The organism is Ruegeria sp. C11, from assembly GCF_056537725.1.
This window is the reverse complement of record NZ_JBQFSB010000005.1, coordinates 181217-203770: the sequence shown is the minus strand read 5'-3', so window position 1 is coordinate 203770 and position 22554 is coordinate 181217. Positions and strand designations below refer to the sequence as shown.

Genomic DNA, 22554 nt, shown 5'->3' with positions numbered 1-22554 from the left:
ATAAGCGGCAAGACCCCCATGAAAACTGACAGGGAGGACAGTAACTCATGGCCGAAACTTCGATAGGAACGCCGGAACAGCTCCGAGATCCAAACTATACCCCGGCATTGCACAAGGCGATACCGCTGGGCATTCAACACGTTCTGGCGATGTTCGTATCCAACGTCACGCCCGCGATCATCGTCGCAGGGGCGGCCGGGTTCGGGTTTGGATCGAACTCACCCGATTTTCCGCAATTGCTTTACCTGATCCAGATGTCGATGCTGTTTGCAGGGGTCGCGACCTTGCTGCAGACCATCACGATTGGCCCCGTTGGCGCGGCCCTGCCCATCGTGCAGGGGACCAGTTTTGCCTTTCTGCCGATCATGATCCCGCTGGTTGCCGGGAAAGGCGTCGATGCCTTGGGGGCGCTGTTTGGTGGTGTCATCATCGGTGGTTTGTTCCACGCCTGTCTGGGCCTTGTAATCGGTAAGATCCGCTTTGCCCTGCCGCCGCTTGTTACTGGCCTTGTTGTGACCATGATCGGTCTGGCGCTGGTCAAAGTGGGCATTCAATATGCGGCGGGCGGTGTTCCGGCCATTGGCACGCCTGAATATGGTTCGCTTCTGAACTGGTCGGCGGCTTTGGTTGTGGTTGTTGTCACGCTGGCGCTGAAGTTCTTCACGCGGGGCATGCTGTCAATTTCCGCAGTGCTGATCGGGCTTGCGGTCGGGTACGTCTACGCGCTGATGGCCGGAATGGTCACATTCGAAGCAATAGGCAACAGCTGGAGCCGCGCGTCCACTTTCGCCTTGCCCGTGCCGTTCAAATACGGGTTTGAGTTCTCGGCCGCCGCGATTATCGGCTTTTGCCTGATGGCTATTGTTTCGGCGGTTGAAACCGTCGGCGACGTTTCGGGCATCACCAAGGGTGGTGCAGGGCGCGAAGCGACTGACGACGAGATCGCCGGGGCTACTTACGCGGACGGTCTGGGCTCGGCCGTTGCCGGTATCTTTGGCGGTTTTCCCAACACGTCGTTCAGTCAGAATGTCGGCCTGATCGCGATGACCGGCGTCATGAGCCGCCATGTCGTGACTTGCGGCGCCTTGTTCCTGATCCTGTGCGGCCTTGTGCCCAAGGTAGGCGCGATCATCCGGACCGTTCCGATCGAAGTACTAGGCGGCGGTGTGATCGTCATGTTCGGTATGGTCGTCGCGGCAGGTATCTCGATGCTGTCCGATGTAAACTGGAACCGGCGCAACATGGTGATCTTTGCGATTTCACTGTCCATAGGTCTTGGCCTGCAGCTAGAGCCCGGAGCGGTCCAGCATCTGCCGGATACGATGCGCATTCTGATGACAAGCGGCCTGTTGCCGGCAGCCCTGATTGCCATTCTGCTGAACCTTCTTCTGCCGGAAGAACTGGCGGACGAAGCAACCGAAGAAGTCTCGGGCGGTATGGCGGGCCATGGTTCCGGCAGCCTGCACTGACCTGCGATCCTGAACAGGCAGCGCGCGGGGTCGACCTGCGCGCTGCAACAGATCCGGATCAGCCTTCGGCCATGATCCGGGCGACGTCCAGCATTCGGGCGGAGAACCCCCACTCGTTGTCGTACCATCCGAAAATCCGCGCCTGATTGCCTCCGACCATTCGTGTTTCGGGGCCAGCGATGATCAGGGATTCGGGCCTCGTGCGAAGATCGGAAGATACCAGCGGTAAGTCGGTCCAGCCCAGCACTGGCGAGGATGCAACGGCACTGCGCAGCGCCTTTTCGAATTCCTCAGCCTCAAATCCGCGCTCCAGTTGCACCACGAGGTCCACGGCAGACACGCTGGCGGTGGGTACGCGGACGGCTGCGCCCGAGATGCGCCCCGCGAGGTTCGGCAGTACCACGTCGATCAGATGCGTGGCGCTTGACGTTGTGGGGACCATTGAAAGCGCACCGGCGCGCGACCGGGCCAGATCGCCGCGCGGGGCGTCAACCATGGGCTGGCTGTTGGTGTAGCAGTGGATGGTGGTCATATGAGCCGAGGCTATGCCGCCGATCTCGTCCAGAACTCTGGCCAGTGGGGCCAGTCCGTTGGTTGTGCAGGACGCGTTCGAGACGATCCTTGCATTGCCGAGCTCATCCTCGTTGGCGCCCAGAACCACGGTCACCTCGGCCGCAGGCGAAGGGCCTGAGATCAGAACCTTGCCCGCGCCAGCCGTCAGGCCACGGCTGGCAACGTCCGAGGTGCGTGCGATGCCGGTGCAGTCCAGCAGGACATCGACACCCGACAGATCGACCCGCGCCAGATCGGCGCTGTGGGTCATCGGAACGCTGTGCCCATCCACGATCAGTGCTTCCTCGCCCTCAAGCACAGTACCGGGATAGGGGCCAAAGGTGCTGTCGTATTTGAAAAGATAGGCGCAGGTTTCCAGTGGCGCGATGTCATTGATCAGCACCAGCTCGATTCCCGATCCCTGCGGCAGGGCGAGGACCTGCCGCAGGATCGTGCGGCCAATGCGGCCGAATCCGTTGATCGCGAGTTTCATGCGCAAGCTATGTCAGGGCAAAGGGGCGACCTCAATGCCCGTTCTGGTCATCGTCAGTTGCAGCTGACCTGCGAAAAGAACTGGCCCGAGATGTTCTGATACATGCTGGCCACGATTGGTTTGCACCCGGTTGCCTGCTGAATCGCGGCAATGGCCTGAATGGTGCGTAGGCGTGGCGGCGGCCCAAAGGGGTTGAGGTTGTTGTTGTCGCGTGTGGCCCGATAGATCACAGGCTCATCCGATACCTGTGTTATCGCCCAGGTCCGGCTCATAACGAAGACGGATTTGGTTTCTTCCTTTGCCGCAACCGGAGCCGTGTCGATCGCTGCAAAGGAAAGCAAGGCGGCCAGCGCCACCATCGTGTTGCGCAGTTTCATCGAACAATCTCCAAAGCTTATCAATACCCTTGTCCGATTTGAGCAAATTTCCCCGCCCCTGTGAAGCCCTGCCGGGAAAAAACCCTTGGGATGTGGGGCATTTACAAGTCAGCGACGAGACAGCGACAGCGGCATGTGACGGTTCACATCCTTGTAGAGCAGATAACGGAACCGCCCCGGGCCGCCCGCATAGCAGGCCTGCGGGCAAAAGGCGCGCAGCCACATGTAATCGCCTGCCTCGACCTCGACCCAATCCTGGTTGAGCCGATAGACCGCCTTGCCTTCCAGCACATAGAGACCGTGTTCCATCACATGTGTTTCGGCAAACGGGATCACGCCGCCCGGTTCGAAGGTGACGATATTGACGTGCATGTCGTGGCGCAGGTCCTGTGGGTCGGCAAAACGGGTTGTGGCCCAGCGCCCCTCGGTCCCCGGCATCGGGATGGGCGCAATGTCATTTTCGTTGGTGATGATCGGGTCAGGGGTGGGCAGGCCGGAAACAGCTTCATAGGCCTTGCGGACCCAATGGAATCGGGCAACGGACCCGGCGCGGTTATGCAGCGCCCAATCTCTGCCCGGCGGGATATAGGCATAGCCGCCGGTTTCCAGTTCATGAGTTTCGCCATTCAGCGTCAGCACCACCGTGCCCTCAACGACGAAAATCACCCCCTCTGCCTGCGGATCGGTTTCAGGTTTATCGCTGCCGCCTCCGGGCTGCACCTCCATGATGTATTGCGAGAATGTCTCGGCAAAGCCGCTCAGGGGGCGGGACAGAACCCAAAGACGCGTGCCTTCCCAGAAAGGCAGAAAGCTGGTGACGATGTCGCGCATGGTGCCCTTGGGGATCACGGCATAGGCATCCGTGAACATGGCACGGTCGGTCAAAAGTTGTTCCTGTCCGGGATGTCCGCCCATGGACGCGTAATAGGTCGGTTTTGCCATCGTAAGCCCCTGTTCGTTTCGCCTGCAATATGGGCAGAACACGGCGCCGGTCCTAGCTGCGCCATCGCAATAGGTTTGTTCGGAATTATTTGAAGATTCAAAGCCGGGTCTTGGCCCGACTCTGTCAGGCGTATATCCTTGAGGCCAAATGGAATTCATTTTCGTGAGGCAAACATGAAAGCCCGGATTACTACAGTTTTGGTTGCGCTGGCATTGCTGGCAGCGGCGCCTATGGCACAAGCCAAGTCAATCTCTCGTATCATTGCCGAGATGGGGTTGAGCCCTGCGGATTTCGAGGTGCTGAATGCCACCTCGAATGCGCTGTTAAAGAGCGGCACACCCAGCGTCGGCAAGGAAAGATCGTGGGTGAACGAGGATACGGGATCAAAAGGGACCGTCCGCGTGCGGGACGTGCGCGACAATTGCGTGCACCTGCAGAACTTCGTTCAGCCCGCGGGCGAGGATACCGCGCGCGAGATTCGCACGCGCAGATGCCGGGATGCGAACGGGAATTGGATTTTGACGCCCTGACCCTGTTTCAGCGCGGTTGTGGTCGGGTCGGCAGAGAATCTCTGGTCAGTCGTGGAAAGTGTTGAAATCAAACAGTGCGCGGGTATGAAATATCGAAAACGCACCTAAGGGAAACAGGGATATGAAGTTTACCGAAGAACATGAATGGCTAGTGGCTGACGGGGATGTGGTGACGGTGGGCATTACCGCCCATGCCGCCGAACAGCTGGGTGAGATCGTTTTTGTCGAATTGCCCGAAACCGGCACCGAAGTCGGCAAGGATGACGAGATCGTCGTGATCGAGTCGGTCAAGGCCGCGTCGGACATTCTGGCGCCGCTGGATGGTGAAGTCATTGAGGTGAACGAGGTGCTGGCTGACAATCCCGGTTTGGTCAACGAAGACCCGACCGGCGACGGGTGGTTCTTCAAGGTCAAGGCCACGGACCTATCGCAGATGGACGATTATATGGACGAGGCCGGGTATAACGACTTTATCGGCTGACCTCCAAGGCAGGTGGCGGGACAAGCCCGCCACTGCAATCAGTACCCGCGCTGCCTGTCGACTTCGTGCAGCAAGGATTCTCCCGCGCTCAGCCGGCGAAAGTTTTCCGCCACATCCCTGATCGCATCACCCAGATGCCAGCCTGACACGTGCGGCGTGATGGTTACGCCGGGATGCTGCCAGAGCGGGCTGTCCGCAGGTAGCGGTTCCTGATGGACTACATCCAGAACGGCATGTCCCGGTGTGCCCCGACCCAGCGCAGCCAACAGCGCCGTTTCGTCAATCAGATCACCGCGCCCGGCATTCAACAATTGGCTGCCCGGTTTCATGGCCGCCAGAAGATCCGCATCGAACAGGCCGATTGTATCCGGAGTGGAAGGCAGGATCGCGCAAACATGATCGCATTCACCCAGAAGTTCCGGCAGGGCGTCAGCACCGTGGCGGCAATCGACGCCTGAAAGTTCCTTGGGAGAGCGGCTCCAGCCTTTAACCTGAAACCCGACATCGCGCATCATACCCGCCGTGCGGCTGCCGATATGTCCAAGGCCTAGAATACCGACGACTGTTTCCGATGCGGATTTGGGGGCAAGAGGCGTCCATGCACTTTTGCCCTGTTCGGCATCATGAAAAACCATGTTGCGCTGGGCACGCAGGATATAAGCCAGGAACCACTCGGCGATGCCCTGCGCAGGTGCGTCCGGTTTCAGCCGGGTGATACGGACATGTTCGGGCAAAGCCGGGTGACCAACAATGGTTTCCACACCCGCGCCAAGCTTTTGCACCAGTTGCAGATTGGGCAGGCGTGCCGGGTGGTCGTCCTGCAGGCCCACGACGGCGATCATTGTGATCTCTGCCGAATTTCCGACCGTTTGCGGCGTGCGGATATCCGCTCCCGGTAGCAGATCGGCGATTTCCTCGGCGATTTGCGCATCGCTCATCCATCCGGACAGACCTGTTTCGACCAGTAGTGCCATCAGCGTGCTCTCTCCCCTGAATATCTTTGGTGTTACGTCCCGTCACGCAACTGGACTTTGCCACCGCAGCTAAGTCATCTTCGGGGCAAAGGTAAAGACCGGTCTGCTGGTCAGAGGAGTTGATTTGATGAATATGACTTTTGGAATGCGGGACGAAAACCGAGAGCTTCTGCAACGTGTCACGGATATGATACGGGACGAGGTCATGCCGCTGGAGGAAGAGTACCAGGCCGAGATCGGCAATGGCGACCGCTGGCAGTATACCGAACGACAGGCCGAAATCCTTGAAGGGCTCAAGGCCAAGGCCAAAGCTGCTGGGCTGTGGAATTTCTGGCTGACCGACAGCGACAAGGGCTTTGGTCTGACAACCGTCGAATATGCCTATTTTGCCGAGGAAATGGGAAAGACCCCACTGGGGGCCGAAGTGTTCAATTGTTCAGCTCCGGACACCGGGAATATGGAAGTGTTCGAGCGTTACGGTTCGGACAAGATGAAGGCCGACTGGCTGAAGCCGCTGCTCGAAGGTGAAATTCGTTCGGCCTATCTGATGACCGAACCGGATGTCGCCTCTTCGGATGCAACGAATATTTCGATGTCCTGCGTGCGCGATGGCGATAGCTATGTTCTGAACGGCGAGAAATGGTGGGCGTCAGGGGCAGGGGACCCGCGCTGCAAGGTCTATATCGTTATGGTCCGAACCGGCGGAGAGGAATTGCCGGTGCACAAGCGTCAGTCGATGATCGTGGTTCCCGCCGGCACACCGGGTATCGAGATTCTGCGCCCGATGCAGGTCTATGGCCACGACGACGCGCCGCACGGCCATATGCACATCCGGTTTACGGATGTACGGGTTCCGGCGGAAAACATCCTGCTGGGCGAAGGGCGCGGGTTCGAGATTGCCCAGGGCCGTCTTGGGCCGGGGCGCATTCATCATTGCATGCGCGCAATCGGTCAGGCCGAGATCGCGCTGGAGCGTATGTGCAAACGCTCGATGCAGCGTGAGGCATTTGGAAAGCGGCTTGCCCAGCTTGGCGCAAATTACGACATCATCGCGGAATGCCGGATGGAGATTGAGATGGCGCGCCTGCTGTGCCTCAAGGCTGCGTGGTACATGGATCAGGGCGACGCCCGGGCCGCCGCGCCGTGGATCAGCCAGATCAAGGTTGTCGCTCCGCGGGTGGCGCTGAAGGTGATCGACGAGGCGGTGCAGATGTATGGCGGGCAGGGGATCAGTCAGGATACGCCGCTGGCGACCGCATGGACGCATGTGCGTACCCTGCGACTGGCCGACGGTCCGGACGCGGTGCATCGCCGTCAGGTCGCACGCACCGAGTTGCGGAAATACACACAGGAAAAGGTCTGAACCGGAGAGCGCGGTATGATGCAACCTGAACCGGCCGTCCAATCCTATTTCCATATCGGTCCGGATGGGGCGTTCATAGGAAACGACCCGGTTCGGGGGCCGTGGTCGGCCGATCACTGCCATGCGGGACCCGTAACGGGACTGATTGCGCGCGCGGCTGAAATTGAGGTCGGCGAAGGCAAGATGCTGACGCGCCTGACCGTCGATCTGTTGCGCCCGCTGCCTCTGGCGGGATTGAGAGTGGCCGCTGAAACCGTGCGCCATACCAAGACGCTGGCGATGACGCGGGTCACAGTGCATGACCTTGACGACACGCTGTGCGCAACGGCAACAACGATGCATCTGGCCCGCAAGGAGCTGGGTCAGGTCCCCACGCCGGATACCCAAGGCCCCGATTTCGGCAACTCGGGCGTCGGGCCATTTCCAATTCGTCAGATGCGGCACGATCTGCCCGTCTTTGCTCATTTCGTGGATGTAGCCTATCCCGAAGGTGGAAATCAGGGACCCGGGCCAAAGACAATCTGGATGCGCGCACCACCGCTGCTTGATGGTGAGGATCAGTCGCCAATTCAGTCTCTGTGCCCGCTTGCCGATTGCGGGAATGGAATCTCGTGGAATGCACCGCTAACGGAAATGGGGTTCATGAACACGGATCTGACGGTTCATATCCACAGAGAACCCGTTTCGGACTGGCTCGCTTCGGAGTCGGTATCCCATTGGCATTCAACCGGGATCGGTATGTCGCAATCGGTTCTCTATGATACCGAAGGTCCGGTTGGCACGGCATTGCAAACGCTGGTTTTGTTTCCGCCAAAGTAGTTGCCCTTGGCCGGATTTCGCGCCTGTCTGCCAATCGGATTGCCCATCGGGGTGACCTGCACTAACTTGCGCCTATGCGATGGTTGGCCACATGTTTGACGTGTTTGTTGCCTGTAACGGCGACTGCGCACCCCCATGTTTTCATCGACACCGGACTGGAGTTCGTTGTCGACGAGGCGGGGCAATTGACGCATGTCCGCGTAACATGGGCCTATGATGCGTTTTATTCGCTGCTGGTGCTCGAGGATATGGGGCTGGACCCGGATGCCGACGGTCTTCTGACGGCCGAGGAAACGGACATGCTTGCCGGTTTCGATGCGCAATGGGTCGAAGGATATAACGGCGATCTGGTGATCATGAACGGTGACGTAACCGTTCCTTTGTCAGGCCCGAACGAGCCAACGGCGGTAATGGAGGACGGGCGCATCGTGACGTCCCATCTGCGGAGGATTGAGGGCAGCCCGGTTGCAGCCAACGCGCTGTCAATCAAAGCCTATGACGAGACCTACTACACCGCATACGAGATTACGCGCCCTGTCATCGTGACCGGGCAAGACACTTGTAAGATCGAGAAAAAAGATCCCGACATTGATGGGCAACTGGCGCAGATGCAGGCATTCCTGAAAACGCTCGACGCGAATTACGATCTTGAGGAAAATGATATCCCCCTAATTGGGGCCGAATTTGCGGCTGAAATTCGTCTGTCATGTCCCGCTACCTGATCGTTCCTGTTGCTGTCGCCTGCGGATTGTTGCTCTGGTTCTGGGGCAGCGGCGGGTTTGACCAGTTGGCCGCCTGGGCCGCGGGTGAACAGCGCGCGTTTCAAAACCAGATCGCACTGGCCCTGAGAGCTACGCGTGCGCAACAACCTGAAGCAGTTGCAACCTTGCTGACCGTCTGTTTTGCCTACGGGTTCTTTCACGCTGTAGGCCCCGGTCATGGCAAGGTCCTGATCGGCGGGTACGGGCTGGGGCGGCAGGTCGCGTTCCTGCGTTTGTCGGCGATCAGCGTGCTGTCCAGCCTTGGTCAGGCAGTGACCGCCATCGTGCTGGTCTATGCCGGTGTTCTGGTGTTTCAGATGTCCCGTGAAAGCCTTGTCGGAACAACGGAACAGATCATGGCACCGGCCAGTTATGCAGCGATTGCAGTCATCGGTTTATGGTTGGTTGTACGCGCCACCAGAACCTTTTTTCGGCGTCATCGCAGCCAGCGGCAAAGTGCGTCGTCTCAGCACGTGCACCATCATCACGATGAACACCTTCATCACGGTGAAGGCACGTGCTCTGACTGCGGTCACAAGCATGGGCCAAGCCCGGAGGAAGTCGCGCAGGTGGGTACCGTGCGTGAGGCGCTGGTTCTGATCGCAGGGATTGCCGCGCGCCCCTGTACAGGCGCTTTGTTCCTGCTGATCCTTACCTGGCAAATGGGTATCGCAATGCTTGGAATTGCCGGGGCGTTTGCGATGGCGCTGGGGACCGCGACTGTCACGACATTGGTCGGCTGGGCGTCTTTCGGGTTGCGCGGGGGGCTGCTGACCTCGGCCGCGACTACGCGTTTTGCGGCGGTGCTGGCCCCGACGATTGAACTTGTAGCCGGGCTGTTGATTGTTGTCATCGCGACGGGTTTGCTGTTGCGCGCAATCTGAATTGCAGACTGATGCAGGTCAGTCGAATACTGGTTCCGGATATCCGACGCGCGCCAGATACAGCCCCTGCGGTGGGCAGACCGGCCCGCAGGCGGCGCGGTCAGCAGCTTCAAGCGCATCGCGGACATCTTCGGGTGACCACGCGCCCGCGCCGACACGCTCTAGCGTACCGACGAAACTGCGCACCTGATTGTGCAGGAACGACCGGGCACGCACGTGAAAATGCACCTCGGGGCCGGAAAAGCCGTTGACCTGCTCTACGCGCAATTCATCCAGAGTCTTTACCGGGCTGGCCGCCTGACAGATTGATGACCGGAAGGTCGTGAAGTCGTGCCGCCCAATCAGCATATCGGCCCCGGCCTGCATCGCGTTAGCATCCAGTGGGTGGCTGACCTGCCAGACCTGCCCCTTGTCATGCGTCGCGGGTGCACGCCGGATCAGGATGCGGAACAGATATTGCCGCTCAAGCGCTGAAAACCGCGCGTGCCAGTCGTCATCGACCCGCGCTGCCTTGAGGATCGCAACGGGTTGCGGTTTGAGGTGATAGTTCAGCGCCTCGGACAAACGGAACGGATCCCAGTCCTTGGTCAGGTCGCAATGCGCCACTTGTCCCAACGCGTGAACACCTGCGTCCGTGCGCCCCGCCGCCGCAATGGTGTGCGACCCCGTTTCGATCCGGGACAACGCCTGTTCGATTGCACCCTGCACCGACGGCAATTCCTTTTGCCGTTGCCACCCGGCGAACGGTTCCCCCTGATACTCGACTTTCAAAGCAAATCTTGGCATGGCGTGCTGGTATCCTGCGCCGCGCCAACGGGCAAGACCGGGTTGCGCCAAAAGCTCTGGCAACGCGGGCTCGTGCTACCTATCTTGGTTGAAACGAAAAAAGCGGGGCGGCAGTTTGGTCATCTCTTCACTGGCAGACAGTCTTGTGCGCGGCGTCGAAACCGTAGGCGACCGGGTGTCCGAGACGTTTTTCGAGCCGGTGATCCGGTTGGGCGTCACGGGCTTGGCGCGATCCGGCAAGACGGTATTCATCACATCGCTGGTGGCCAATCTGTTGGATCGCGGGCGCATGCCCGGCCTTGTTGCGCAACAGGAGGGGCGGATCGTGGCCGCCTATCTGCAGCCTCAGCCTGACGATACTGTGCCGCGATTTGACTATGAGGCTCATCTTGGCGCGTTGACTGGGCCGTCGCCGCACTGGCCTGACAGTACGCGCGCAGTATCCGAGCTGCGCCTGTCACTCAGGGTGCAGCCGGCGGGTTTGCTATCGGGCTTGCAGGGGCCGCGGACGGTTCATCTGGACATCGTGGATTACCCCGGTGAATGGCTGCTGGATCTGGCCTTGTTGGACAAATCCTACGAGGAATGGGCTCAGGAAACGCTGTCCCGCATCAGGCCACGCGCTGAGGCCAGCGAATATTTGGCTGAGGCTGGCAAAGCCGATCCGGCAGGGTCGCACGACGAAGCCACCGCGCAAGGGCTGACGCGGGCATTCACCGCCTATCTGAATTCTGCACGCGAGGCTGGATTTTACGATTGTACACCCGGCCGTTTCCTGCTGCCGGGCGATCTGGCAGGTTCACCGGTTCTGACGTTCGCGCCGCTGCCGGTTAGTGGTCCCGCGCGGCGTCGGACTCTGCACCGGGAAATGGAGCGTCGTTACGAGGCCTACAAGGCGCAGGTCGTCAAGCCCTTCTTCCGTGATCATTTCGCCCGTATTGACCGGCAGGTTGTTCTGGTGGATGCGCTGGGTGCGATCCACAAGGGGCCGCAGGCGGTCGAGGATATGCGACGCGCGATGGCCGATATCTTGTCTGCCTTTCGCCCCGGGCGCAACGCATTGCTCAGCCAGCTTTTGCTGGGGAAAAGGGTTGAACGCATCCTGTTCGCCGCCACCAAGGCCGATCATCTGCACCATCTGCAACATGCGCGCCTGACCGCGATCATGGAGGCATTGACACGCGAGGCAAGGGACCGGGCAAAGTTTGCAGGGGCCGAAACATCCGCCCTGTCATTGGCGTCGCTGCGGGCGACTACCGAAGAGATGCGCGCCCATAACGGCGTCGAGTTGCCCTGTGTGCGGGGAACCTTGCTGGAAACCGGCAAGCAGGCGGCTTTTTATCCCGGAGACCTGCCCGAAGACCCCATGCATTTGTTGTCCCCCGCACGCGACGGGGCCGAGACATGGCTGGGCGAGGACTACGGATTCATGGATTTTGCACCTGCGCCGCTGACTCTGCGACCCGGAGACGGACCGCCCCATATCCGTCTGGACCGTTCGGCCCAGTTTCTGATCGGAGACCGCCTATGACCGTCACCCTTCGCCCTGCGCGCAGTCTGGATGCGGGTCAGACCGGAGACATCCTGCATGGCTTCGCGCGCGAGAATGCGTGGATGCCCGAACTTCATTCCCTGGCCGAGACGATTTCCTTTTGCGGTACGATGATTGACCGGGGTTGGGTCACTGTGGCTGAAACAAGTAACGGCATTGCCGGATTTCTGGCGCTAGACAGGGACGAAATTCATTCGCTCTACCTCAAGCCCTCTGCGCGGGGGAAGGGGGTCGGACAGCAGTTGCTGGAGCGGGCGAAATTGCAAAGCCCAAACCTGTCCCTCTTTGCATTTGAGGCCAATCTTGGCGCGCGCCGGTTTTACGAGCGCAATGGGTTTGTCGAGGCTGCGCGCAGGGATGGTTCGGACAACGATGAATGCCTGCCTGACATAAAGTATGTCTGGCGGCTGGAGAGGGTCGCAAATGGCTAAGGGTCCCGTTCTGATTGATCTTGAAGACGACGCAGCGCCTGCTCAGGACGTGTCCGAAGCGCCCCCTGTGCCTGATGTCGCGCCACCAAGAGGCGAGGCGATGCAGGCCGCAGCCCGGTTTGCGGCCCGCAGGCCATCGGTGCTGTCCAGATGGTTCTGGGGGCTGGCCTTGGCGGTCGTTGGAGCTGTGGTTTCGGTTGCCGCATGGGATTTTGCGACATCATTATTGTTGCGCGCACCGATATTGGGTTGGGCCGTCACCGGGTTGATCGCGGCTTTTGTTCTGGTTGCCCTGATCGTCGCCATCCGGGAGCTGGCGGCCATTGGTCGGCTGTCGCGCGTGGACGGGTTGCGCCGGGCGGCGGACGCGGCGTTGGCCGAAGAAGATCTGGCGCAGGCTCGGAATGTTACCAGCCGCCTGATCGCTTTCTACAAGGGGCGTGAGGAAACACGTTGGGGCCGGGAGCGACTGACTGAGCGTGCGTCGGAGCAGTTCGATGCGACCTCGCTGTTATCCCTGGCCGAGGACGAACTGCTCGCCCCCCTTGATGCCGCCGCGAGCCGTGAGGTCGAGGCTGCGGCACGGCAGGTTGCAACGGTGACGGCGCTGGTTCCATTGGCTCTGGCTGATGTGGTCACGGCCCTGGCCGCGTCGCTCAGGATGATACGGCGGATCGCCGAAATTTATGGCGGGCGTGCCGGGTTCCTGGGCAGCTGGCGTCTGACCCGCGCGGTCTTTGTTCATCTTGTGGCAACCGGCGCCGTGGCGGTGGGGGATGATCTGCTTGAGCCTGTGTTGGGGGGATCCATCCTCAGCAAGTTGTCACGCCGGTTTGGTGAAGGTCTGGTGAACGGCGCCCTCAGTGCCCGCGTTGGGGTTGCTGCGATGGAAGTGTGCCGTCCGATGCCATTCTCGGCACGACACAAGCCATCGACGCGGGGTATGGTAAAACGTGCGCTAAGCGGGCTTTTCAGCAAGGATTGATCTGACGCAACGCCAAAGGCCCGCCCATACCCGACATTGACGGGAACAGGGGGAGCCAGCCATGACCGACCACGGGCACAGCCAGCAGGAGATTTCAGACAGGATCAACGCTCCGCCGGGGCGAGGGGTGCTGCGAGACGTGGTTTACGGTGGCATTGACGGATCGGTGACCACCTTTGCCATTGTCGCGGGGGTTGCGGGGGCAGGGTTATCGCCGTTTGTCATTGTTGCGCTTGGTCTGGCAAATGTTCTGGCCGACGGGTTTTCCATGGCGGCGGGAAACTATTCGGGCACGAAGGCCGAACTGGACAATATTCGCCGTATCCGCGCGATCGAGGAACGCCACATCCTGCTCTACCCCGAAGGGGAGCGAAACGAGGTACGCGAGATCCTGTCCCAAAAGGGTCTTTCGGGACCGGTGCTGGAGGATGCGACAACCGCAATAACCAGAGATCGCGAGAACTGGATCAGCCTCATGATCGAAGGGGAATACGGGCTGGGCAGTGTCGATCCGCATCCCATCAAGGCTGCGCTGGCCACTTTTCTGGCCTTCCTCGTCGCGGGGATGATCCCGTTGTTGCCGTTTCTTCTTGGTATGGAGCAGGCCTTTGCGCTGTCGGCATGGACGACGATGGGCGTTTTTTTTGCCATCGGCGCCTTCAAAAGCCGCTGGTCACTGGCACCGTGGTGGCGTTCGGGGCTTGAAACGTTCCTGATCGGCGGGTTTGCGGCATCCATCGCCTATCTGGTCGGAACGCTGTTTCACCCCTGACAAGGTATTGATGTCGCAGGGGTAAGCTATTCTCTGGTAAGTATCGGTTCGAGGTCTGATGATGCGCGGGCGGGAAAATGGATGCGCATCTTGGGCGAAACATTGATCAAAAGGCATGTACTGGTTCTGGGGGCTTACGGGTTCATCGGAAGCGCGGTCGTACGAACACTGCGGGAAAATGGCCATGTCGTCAGGGGCATGGTGCGAAATGTGCGGACAGGTGCAAGGGTCCTGCCGGGGGTAGATATAGTTCAGGGGGACTTGAGGTCTCTTACCCGTTCACAGGATTGGGAAGAGGCGCTTGAAGGTATCGACGTCGTTGTGAACTGCGCGGGAGCTTTGCAGGACGGTCCCGAGGACAATCTTGAGGCCGTGCATCACCTGTCGATTGCCGCGATGGGGCAGGCTTGTGCGGACAGGGGAATTGCGGTGGTGCAGGTATCGGCCATTGGTGCCGTGCCTGATGCTGACACGGCATTCATGCGAACAAAAGCCGCTGGAGACGCGGCGCTGGCCAAGTGTGGCGCTTCCCTGTGGGTTCTGAAACCCGGGCTTGTCATCGGTCAGAGCGACTATGGCGGCACGGCGATGCTGCGGATGATCGCGGCGGTCCCGCTGTTTCAACCACTCGCCTTTGCCGATGCTCCTATTCAGTCTGTAGGTATGAACGATCTTTGCAACGTCATCTCTGCTGCTGTGTCCGATAATCTCCCGCAAGGATCTTATGATCTGGTAGAAGACAACGCGCACTCATTGGCAGAGGTCGTCGCGCTAACACGGACTTGGCTTGGGTTCTCATCGGCGCGTATCACGTTCAGCATGCCACATTGGATCGTTCGGCTGATTGCTTCCGCGGCTGATTTTCTGGGGAAGCTTGGTTGGCGATCCCCGTTGCGCAGCACGTCCCTGAAGGTGATGAAAAAAGGCATTCTGGGTGACCCCGAACCGTACCGTACGGTTGCAGGTCACGGACTGTCCGCGCTGCCCGAAATCTATGCCGGTTTCGCATGTGGTCGCGAGTATAGGCTTGCGGCACGGATGTCTCTGTTCATGCCTTTCGTTGTCGGAGCACTCAGCCTTTTCTGGGCGCTGTCCGGTGTTGTGGGCCTTATCAGCCTCTCTGCGGCCAAAGAGGTATTGACGGCATCGGGCTGGCCGGCCGCTGCGGCGGCTGCCAGTGTCGCGTTCTGGTCGCTGGTCGACTTGGCCTTGGGGTTGGCCATTTTGTGGCGACCGTGGGCTGCGCGTGTCTGTCTTTTACAGACACTGGTCGCCGGTTTCTATCTGATCGCTGCGACTTGTTTTGTCCCTGAACTGTGGGCCGATCCGTTGGGGCCGCTGGTCAAGGTTCTGCCAGCCATCGTCCTGTCCTTGCTGGCCCGTCAAATGCTGGAGAGCCGATGATAGATCCTGACCTTCTGTTGCGTTGGTTGCATGTGATCGGTGCTTGCGTGCTGTTGGGCACCGGGGCCGGAATAGCCTTTTTCATGCTGATGGCACATCGAAGCAATGATGCGAGGGTCATTGCCCATACTGCCGGGACCGTGGTCGTGGCCGACCTGGTGTTTACAACGACTGCGGTCATTCTGCAGCCTGTTACCGGTGCTCTTTTGGCCTGGCGGTTGGGCTGGAACCTGACCGAAGGTTGGCTCGCACTCTCGCTGGTTCTTTATGTCGTCACAGGTGCTTTCTGGCTGCCCGTGGTCTGGATTCAGCTGAAAATGCGCGATCTGGCGAAGCGCACCCTAGAGGGGGCGTCGGAATTGCCGGGCGAGTATTTTCGCTTGTTCCGTATCTGGTTTGCCTGCGGGTTTCCGGCATTCTTTTCCGTTCTGGCGATCATATGGCTAATGCTCGCGCGCCCGGAAATACCGTTCCTGGATTAGGATCGAATGCCCTGCAGGATCGCAACATATTGATATCATCAGGATATCCGGACTGTCACACGGCTGCAGGCCAGAGTACCTTGTGCCGATACCACCCGGAGGTTTGTTTTGGAGTCACTGCTTGTTCTTGTTGGTCTGGTTGTTCTGGCCATTCCGGTAACCATAGTTGTTCTCCTGATCGGACAGGCGCGCCTTCGCAAGCGGGTGGAGGAGCTGGAGCGCCAGATCGCTGCGTCGCGGGGTGCCGCAATTGTTGGCCCGCCGGAGAAAGAGAAACGTCCAACGGCTCCATTGCCGGAGCCCGTAAAAGAAAAATCCTCTTCCGGTCCATGGGCACCTCAAAAGGCGTCAAAGCCGAGACCGCCTGATGAGGTTGAAACGCAGGGTCCGGAGATCGAACCATCAGACGAGGCAACACCCAAGGCGGTGGTTTTTCGACATGACCGGTTCGAGGCATTTGGTGCGTGGTTGCGCGAAAACTGGTTCTACGCGGTCTCTGCGCTGTCATTGGCGCTGGCGGGTATATTCCTTGTCCAATACGGCGTGGAAAACGGTCTTTTGCCCCCGGTCGCCAGAGTCGCCGCTGCCCTGATCTTTGGCGCTGCTTTAATTTGTGCAGGCGAGTTTGTGCGGCGCAGATATGGTGACGACGAAAGCTCGGCCACGGCCTATTTGCCATCGGTCTTTTCGGGCGCGGGCCTTGTCACGTTGTTTGGCGGCGTACTGGCGGCGCGGCAGCTTTATGGCCTGATCGGACCCGAAACGGCCCTGATTGGTTTGACCCTGATCGCCCTTACAGGTCTGGTGCTAGGATGGTTTCATGGTCCGCTTTTGGCTGCCGTGGGTCTGATAGGCGCCTTTTCCGCACCGTTTCTGGTGGGCGGCGCGTCGGACGATCCGTCGTGGCTTTATGGGTATTTCTTTGTGATCTCCGTTTTGGGGTTGGGCATAGACACCGTGCGGCGCTGGGCGTGGATATCGGTTCTGGCGCTGCTTGGAGCTTATGCGTCCGCATTGTTGCTTGTTCTTGCCTCGCCGCTGACCGAATGGGCGTATCTGGTGTTTGCTACAGCACTTGCGCTGGCTGCCATCGTGATCCCTGTGCGCCGTATTTGGCCCGATCACTCCGGCCCGATGATCAGTGAAATTCTGCTTCGAAAAAAAGGCGACGTCTGGCCCGAGTTTCCAACGCGGCTGGCCTTTGGTGCCGTTGCAACAACCTCGGCCATATTGACGTTGCACTGGGCCGACACGAGCAGCGAATTCTGGCTTGCGATTATTCTGCTGTCCGGCCTGACATTGTCGCTGATGACATGGGCGCGGGATGCGCGTGCTCTGCAGGACGCGAACTTATTTCCGGCGGCAGGTCTGATCTGGTTCGTTCTGGTGCATGGGTTGGACGGTGGCGCAGTAAGCCGTGCATTTGCCGCTACCTATCTTGAGACTGCCGAGGCCGATTTTCCCATGTCAGTAACAATTCTGGTTGTACTGGCAGGGTTGATATCGATCGTTTCTGCGTGGCGATCATTCCAGGCCGAACGCACAGCGGTTATCTGGGCCGGAGCAGCGGCGCTTTCCGCGCCGGTGATGGCTGTCGCGCTTGAGATTGGGTGGCATCCCGCAGACGTGATCGGCGCCTACCCTTGGGCACTGCACGCTGTGGCATTGGGTGCGTTGATGGTGGTGATAGCCGAGCGGTTTGCGCGTGTAGACGGCGATAATCGGATGCGACCGTCGCTGGCGACTTTGTCGGCCCTGTCCTGCCTAACCTTTGCTTGTGTCATCGTGCTGAGTTCGGCTGCGTTGACCATCGCCTTTGTGACGGCCATCGTCGCTGCTGCCGCGCTGGACCGCAGGTTTAACCTGCCGCCGATGAGTTGGTTCATCTGGGCTGGCGTCGTGACGGTCGGCGTTCGTCTGGTTCTGGACCCCGGTATCGACTGGGCCAACACGGTTCCGGTTCATGAGATGACGTTGGTGTACGGGGCCGCACTGATCGGGTTCCTGATTGCCTTTTGGCTGCTGAAACCTTTGACCCGCCCTGTCGCGGCGCTGATGCTGGAAAGTGCCGCGTGGTCAACAGCAGGTATCCTGCTGACCCTGCTGTTGCTGCGATGGTTGGAAAGCTTTGGGGAAGGTGGTGCAAGGGACAGCCATTGGGGGCTGGGATTGCTGGCAGTTATCTGGTTGTTGCTTGCGTTCACGCAGCTTCAGCGTTTGGAAATCGAAGGCAAGCTGCGGATTTTCCGGGCGCTGTTGGGCGGGTTTTTTGCACTCCATGGCATCGCACTGCTGGGGGAGGCGCTGGTCGATGCCAACCCATTGACACGCCCGGGTGCCGAACCAGTGCTTGGCCTGCCAATTCTGAACACGCTGGCAGTGGCCTATCTTTTGCCTGCTCTGGTCATCGGTTTTTCCGCGTGGCGGATCTCGTTCACACCCGATTGGCTGAGAAAGCTCTGCTACATTACTGGCGCCGGACTGGCGGCGTTCTGGCTAGGCCTTGCGATCCGCCATGTCTGGCAGGGTTCAGCGGGTATGTACGAAGGTAACGGCGTCACCCAGCCCGAGCTCTATACATACACGCTGGCACTACTGATAATTGGTGCGGTTCTGTTTTATCAGTCGCTTGCCCGCCAGTCGGACCTGATGCGCAAGGCCGGGCTGGCTGTGATCGGTCTGGCCGTGGCCAAGGTGTTTCTGATCGACATCGCTGGCTTGGGCGGTTTGATCCGCGTCTTTTCTCTGCTTGCGCTGGGCCTCGCACTGGCGGGTCTGGCGTGGCTGAACAGGTGGGCCAAATTGCGCCAATCACCGCAGGGGGCGGAACCTCTGGACCATTGAGGGCGGTCGTCCTATAAGCGCGGCCATGCATGACCGTCTGGCCATCATTATTCGAATTATATCCCCGGCGCTCTGACTACGCGAGACGCCGGGCAAAGGTGCTTGAGATTTCGCACTGACCGCTTCGATCCATACACGACCAGATCATCCAAGGGACGCCCCCCATGTGCGCCGACACACCCCAAACACCTGACTACAAAGACACTCTGAACCTACCCAAAACCGAATTCCCCATGCGTGCAGGCCTGCCCAAGCGCGAACCCAACTGGCTGGAGCGGTGGGAGACAATCGGGGTCTATGACCGCCTGCGCGAGAAGGAGGGAAGGAAGCCCTTTACCCTGCATGACGGCCCGCCCTACGCCAACGGTCACCTGCATATCGGCCACGCGTTGAACAAAACCATCAAGGACATGATCGTGCGCAGCCATCAGATGATGGGTTTCGATGCGCGCTATGTGCCCGGCTGGGACTGTCACGGCCTGCCGATCGAATGGAAGATCGAGGAACAGTACCGCAAGAAAGGCAAGAACAAGGACGAGGTGAACGTCGTCGATTTCCGTCAGGAATGCCGCAAGTTCGCCGAGGGCTGGATTGACATCCAGCGCGAAGAGTTCAAGCGTCTGGGCATCACCGGCAATTGGGCCGATCCCTACATCACCATGGATTATCACGCCGAGGCCGTGATCGCAGACGAGTTCATGAAGTTCCTGATGAACGGCACGCTCTATCAGGGCTCGAAGCCTGTGATGTGGTCGCCCATCGAAAAGACGGCTCTGGCCGAGGCCGAAGTCGAATATCACGACAAGGAAAGCTTCACCATCTGGGTGAAGTTCAAGGTCGTGAACGCTGGCGATCTGGATGATGCCTATGTGGTGATCTGGACGACGACCCCTTGGACCATGCCTTCGAACAAGGCGGTCGTTTATGGCAAGGATATCTCCTACGGTCTGTACGAGGTCGTTGGAACGCCCGACGAATGCTGGGCCTCGGTCGGCGACAAATTTCTGTTGGCAGACAATCTGGCCGCCGACGTGCTGGGCCGCGCGCGCCTGAACGACGACCAGTGGACCCGTGTCCGCGATGTGACCACGGACGAGCTGGCAGATGTTCAACTGACCCACCCGCTGGCCGGGGCCGAAGGCGGCAACGGTGAGTGGGACGACATCCGCGATTTCCGCGCCGCTGACTTCGTGACCGACACCGAAGGCACCGGGTTCGTCCACTGTGCGCCTTCGCACGGTATGGAGGAATTCGAACTCTACCGCGATCTGGGCATGCTCGAGCAGGTCATCACCTACAACGTGATGGACGATGGCAGCTTCCGCGCCGATCTGCCGTTCTTTGGCGGCAAATACATCCTTTCCCGCAAGGGTGGTGAGGGCGATGCCAACAAGGCCGTCATCGACAAGCTGGTCGAGGTTGGCGGCTTGCTGGCGCGCGGCAAGATCAAGCACAGCTATCCGCATTCGTGGCGCTCAAAAGCGCCGATCATCTATCGCAACACACCGCAGTGGTTTGCGTCCGTTGATCGCAAGCTGGACGATGGTATGGGCGAGATGGGCGACACCATCCGCGAACGTGCGCTGCGGTCCATCGACGAACTGGTAAAATGGACGCCACAGACCGGTCGTAACCGTCTATATTCCATGATCGAAGCGCGCCCGGATTGGGTTCTGTCGCGCCAGCGCGCGTGGGGCGTGCCGCTGACCTGCTTCACCAAGAAGGGCGCTCTGCCCACCGATGCGGATTATCTGCTGCGCAACGCAGACCTGAACGCACGCATCAAGGCTGCGTTCGAAAAGGACGGTGCGGATATCTGGTACACCGATGGCTTCAAGGCTCAGGTGCTGGATGGCATCGCCAACCCGGACGACTACGATCAGGTCTTCGACGTGCTGGACGTATGGTTCGACTCGGGCTCAACCCACGCATTTGTTCTGCGCGACCGCGAGGACGGGACCGAGGACGGCATCGCCGATGTCTACATGGAAGGCACCGACCAGCACCGCGGTTGGTTCCATTCGTCCATGCTGCAAGCCTGTGGCACCAAAGGTCGCGCGCCCTATCGCAATGTGGTGACCCATGGCTTCACGCTGGATGCCAAGGGCAACAAGATGTCTAAATCGCTGGGCAACACCATTGTGCCGGATGAAGTCGTGAAACAGTACGGCGCCGATATCCTGCGCCTGTGGGTGGCACAGACCGACTATACAGCCGACCAGCGGATCGGACCGGAGATCCTGAAAGGTACTGCCGATAGCTATCGCCGTCTGCGCAACACGATGCGGTTCATGCTGGGCTCGCTGGCCGATTTCACCGAGACTGACAGGATCGACCCGGCCGAAATGCCGCGTCTGGAACGCTGGGTTCTCAGCCGTCTGGCCGATCTGGATGAACAGGTGCGTAAGGGCTATGCCGAGTTCGACTTTCAGGGCGTGTTCAGCGCGGTGTTCACCTTTGCCACGGTCGATCTGTCGTCCTTCTACTTCGATATCCGCAAGGACGCTTTGTATTGCGACGGCGACAGCGTGCGACGCCGTGCGGCGCGCACCGTGCTGGACATCCTGTTCCATCGCCTGACCACATGGCTGGCCCCGGTTCTGGTCTTCACCATGGAAGAGGTCTGGCTGGAGCGCTTCCCGGGCGATGACAGCTCGGTCCATCTGGTCGATTTCCCGGATACGCCCGCCGATTGGCGTCACACCGAACTTGAGGCCGGTATTGCCAAGGTGCGCCGTGTCCGCCGCGCCGTAACCGCCGCATTGGAGGTTCAGCGTCAGGACAAGGTGATCGGTTCCAGCCTTGAGGCTGCGCCGATTGTGTATGTCGAAGATGAGGAAACGCGCGATCTGCTGTCCACATTTGATGTGGACGACATGTGCATCACGTCGGGCCTGACCGTGACCGGCGATCCGGCCCCGGCCGAGGCTTTCCGTGTTCCCGAAATCGAAGGTGTGGGCGTAGTGTTTGAAAAAGCCGAAGGCGCGAAATGTCAGCGTTGCTGGAAAATCCTGCCGGATGTCGGCCGACACGCGCACCCCGATGTTTGCGGTCGCTGCGACGAAGCATTGACCTGATCGCAGACGGTATTGTCATTCAAACCCCCGTTGCTATGTTGCAGCGGGGGTTTTTCTTTGCCCGCTTGCACTGTTTCAGCTGATCTGCCAGCCTGCGTTCATGCCTATGATCGCCGTTGAAACTCAGTTTGGATGTCTTGGGGTCGAAGAGGCCGACGGCGCGATTGTCCGTCTGGTCTGGAATGGCGCGGACGATGAACCGGATACCCCTTTGCTGATCGAGGCTGCAGGGCAGCTGAAAGCGTATGATGAGGGGCGGCTGGAGCAGTTTGATCTGCCTTATCGGGTCGCAGGTTCGGATTTCCAGCGTCAGGTGTGCGACCTGATGTACGCAATCCCCTTTGGCCATACCCGGACTTACGGGGATATCGCGAAGGAGCTGGGGCAACCGGCCCAACCGGTTGGTCAGGCCTGTGGTGCAAACCCCATTCCCGTCATTATTCCATGCCACCGCGTGCTGGCGGCAAATGGGCTTGGCGGGTTCTCGGGGCAGGGCGGGATCGAAACCAAAGTCGAGCTGCTAAAGCACGAGCGGGCTGCGGGCTTGCTGATCTGATAGACCGAAACATGTTGCA

At 59.7% G+C, this 22554-nt stretch carries 21 protein-coding genes; 16 read left to right on the top strand and 5 right to left on the bottom strand.

Features of this window, described 5'->3' with window-relative positions:
- The first annotated feature begins 47 nt into the window (after positions 1–47).
- Complete coding sequence (locus ACR0NA_RS11615; RefSeq protein WP_480729025.1) at positions 48–1469, top strand: nucleobase:cation symporter-2 family protein; 1422 nt, start codon at positions 48–50, stop codon at positions 1467–1469.
- 58 nt (positions 1470–1527) lie between these two features.
- On the opposite strand, the gene ACR0NA_RS11610 is transcribed toward ACR0NA_RS11615, so the two are convergent.
- The 3 genes from ACR0NA_RS11610 to ACR0NA_RS11600 form a co-directional block, all read right to left on the bottom strand.
- The gene (locus ACR0NA_RS11610) at positions 1528–2514 is read right to left on the bottom strand and encodes a type I glyceraldehyde-3-phosphate dehydrogenase (protein ID WP_480729023.1); all 987 of its coding nucleotides are present in this window, start codon (positions 2512–2514) and stop codon (positions 1528–1530) included.
- 53 nt (positions 2515–2567) lie between these two features.
- Positions 2568–2891 (bottom strand): hypothetical protein, encoded by a 324-nt coding sequence (locus ACR0NA_RS11605; RefSeq protein ID WP_480451213.1) that lies wholly within the window; start codon positions 2889–2891, stop codon positions 2568–2570.
- A gap of 108 nt (positions 2892–2999) precedes the next feature.
- Entirely contained in the window at positions 3000–3833 is an 834-nt protein-coding gene (locus ACR0NA_RS11600) for a bifunctional allantoicase/(S)-ureidoglycine aminohydrolase (protein WP_480729020.1), read from the bottom strand.
- Between the two features lie 174 nt (positions 3834–4007).
- On the opposite strand from ACR0NA_RS11600, the gene ACR0NA_RS11595 reads away from it, so the two are divergent.
- Together ACR0NA_RS11595 and gcvH are read left to right on the top strand one after the other, a co-directional pair.
- Positions 4008–4364, top strand: coding sequence for a hypothetical protein (locus tag ACR0NA_RS11595; RefSeq protein WP_480729017.1), 357 nt, complete (start codon positions 4008–4010; stop codon positions 4362–4364).
- A 121-nt stretch (positions 4365–4485) separates the two neighbouring features.
- On the top strand, positions 4486–4845 hold the full coding sequence (gcvH, locus tag ACR0NA_RS11590; protein WP_170651361.1) for a glycine cleavage system protein GcvH: 360 nt from the start codon (positions 4486–4488) through the stop codon (positions 4843–4845).
- A gap of 38 nt (positions 4846–4883) precedes the next feature.
- On the opposite strand, the gene ACR0NA_RS11585 is transcribed toward gcvH, so the two are convergent.
- Positions 4884–5819 (bottom strand): 2-hydroxyacid dehydrogenase, encoded by a 936-nt coding sequence (locus ACR0NA_RS11585; RefSeq protein ID WP_480729012.1) that lies wholly within the window; start codon positions 5817–5819, stop codon positions 4884–4886.
- 127 nt (positions 5820–5946) lie between these two features.
- Between ACR0NA_RS11585 and ACR0NA_RS11580 the strand changes: the two genes are divergently transcribed.
- The 4 genes from ACR0NA_RS11580 (at position 5947) to ACR0NA_RS11565 (ending at position 9646) form a co-directional block, all read left to right on the top strand.
- Positions 5947–7182 (top strand): acyl-CoA dehydrogenase family protein, encoded by a 1236-nt coding sequence (locus ACR0NA_RS11580; protein ID WP_480729010.1) that lies wholly within the window; start codon positions 5947–5949, stop codon positions 7180–7182.
- A gap of 15 nt (positions 7183–7197) precedes the next feature.
- Positions 7198–8001 carry a thioesterase family protein gene (locus tag ACR0NA_RS11575; protein ID WP_480729008.1) on the top strand — a complete coding sequence of 268 codons (804 nt, stop codon included), beginning with the start codon at positions 7198–7200 and terminating at the stop codon, positions 7999–8001.
- A 107-nt stretch (positions 8002–8108) separates the two neighbouring features.
- Positions 8109–8723, top strand: a complete 615-nt coding sequence (locus ACR0NA_RS11570; RefSeq protein WP_480729006.1) for a DUF1007 family protein — start codon at positions 8109–8111, stop codon at positions 8721–8723.
- Positions 8708–9646: a nickel/cobalt transporter gene (locus ACR0NA_RS11565; protein WP_480729005.1), complete on the top strand. Its 939-nt coding sequence runs from the start codon at positions 8708–8710 to the stop codon at positions 9644–9646. The genes ACR0NA_RS11570 and ACR0NA_RS11565 overlap by 16 nt, the downstream gene beginning before the upstream one ends.
- A gap of 18 nt (positions 9647–9664) precedes the next feature.
- Here the strand turns inward: ACR0NA_RS11565 and truA are convergent, their stop codons facing one another.
- Complete coding sequence (truA, locus tag ACR0NA_RS11560) at positions 9665–10432, bottom strand: tRNA pseudouridine(38-40) synthase TruA (RefSeq protein WP_480729003.1); 768 nt, start codon at positions 10430–10432, stop codon at positions 9665–9667.
- Positions 10433–10547: 115 nt separating this feature from the next.
- Between truA and ACR0NA_RS11555 the strand changes: the two genes are divergently transcribed.
- The 9 genes from ACR0NA_RS11555 (at position 10548) to ACR0NA_RS11515 (ending at position 22535) form a co-directional block, all read left to right on the top strand.
- Positions 10548–11963, top strand: a complete 1416-nt coding sequence (locus ACR0NA_RS11555; RefSeq protein WP_480729001.1) for a YcjX family GTP-binding protein — start codon at positions 10548–10550, stop codon at positions 11961–11963.
- Positions 11960–12415 (top strand): N-acetyltransferase family protein, encoded by a 456-nt coding sequence (locus ACR0NA_RS11550; protein ID WP_480728999.1) that lies wholly within the window; start codon positions 11960–11962, stop codon positions 12413–12415. Before ACR0NA_RS11555 ends, ACR0NA_RS11550 begins: the two co-directional genes overlap by 4 nt.
- Positions 12408–13400 carry a YcjF family protein gene (locus tag ACR0NA_RS11545; protein ID WP_480728997.1) on the top strand — a complete coding sequence of 331 codons (993 nt, stop codon included), beginning with the start codon at positions 12408–12410 and terminating at the stop codon, positions 13398–13400. The genes ACR0NA_RS11550 and ACR0NA_RS11545 overlap by 8 nt, the downstream gene beginning before the upstream one ends.
- Positions 13401–13461: 61 nt before the next feature.
- Positions 13462–14172 carry a VIT1/CCC1 transporter family protein gene (locus ACR0NA_RS11540; protein ID WP_480728995.1) on the top strand — a complete coding sequence of 237 codons (711 nt, stop codon included), beginning with the start codon at positions 13462–13464 and terminating at the stop codon, positions 14170–14172.
- An 81-nt stretch (positions 14173–14253) separates the two neighbouring features.
- Entirely contained in the window at positions 14254–15576 is a 1323-nt protein-coding gene (locus tag ACR0NA_RS11535) for an SDR family oxidoreductase (RefSeq protein ID WP_480728993.1), read from the top strand.
- Positions 15576–16058, top strand: coding sequence for a DUF2269 family protein (locus ACR0NA_RS11530; protein ID WP_480729217.1), 483 nt, complete (start codon positions 15576–15578; stop codon positions 16056–16058). The genes ACR0NA_RS11535 and ACR0NA_RS11530 overlap by 1 nt, the downstream gene beginning before the upstream one ends.
- A 108-nt stretch (positions 16059–16166) precedes the next feature.
- Entirely contained in the window at positions 16167–18902 is a 2736-nt protein-coding gene (locus ACR0NA_RS11525; RefSeq protein WP_480728991.1) for a DUF2339 domain-containing protein, read from the top strand.
- A 164-nt stretch (positions 18903–19066) separates the two neighbouring features.
- A complete protein-coding gene (ileS, locus tag ACR0NA_RS11520; protein ID WP_480728990.1) occupies positions 19067–21979 on the top strand; it encodes an isoleucine--tRNA ligase in 2913 nt (970 codons plus the stop codon).
- 100 nt (positions 21980–22079) lie between these two features.
- The gene (locus ACR0NA_RS11515; RefSeq protein ID WP_480728987.1) at positions 22080–22535 is read left to right on the top strand and encodes a methylated-DNA--[protein]-cysteine S-methyltransferase; all 456 of its coding nucleotides are present in this window, start codon (positions 22080–22082) and stop codon (positions 22533–22535) included.
- Positions 22536–22554: the final 19 nt, after the last annotated feature.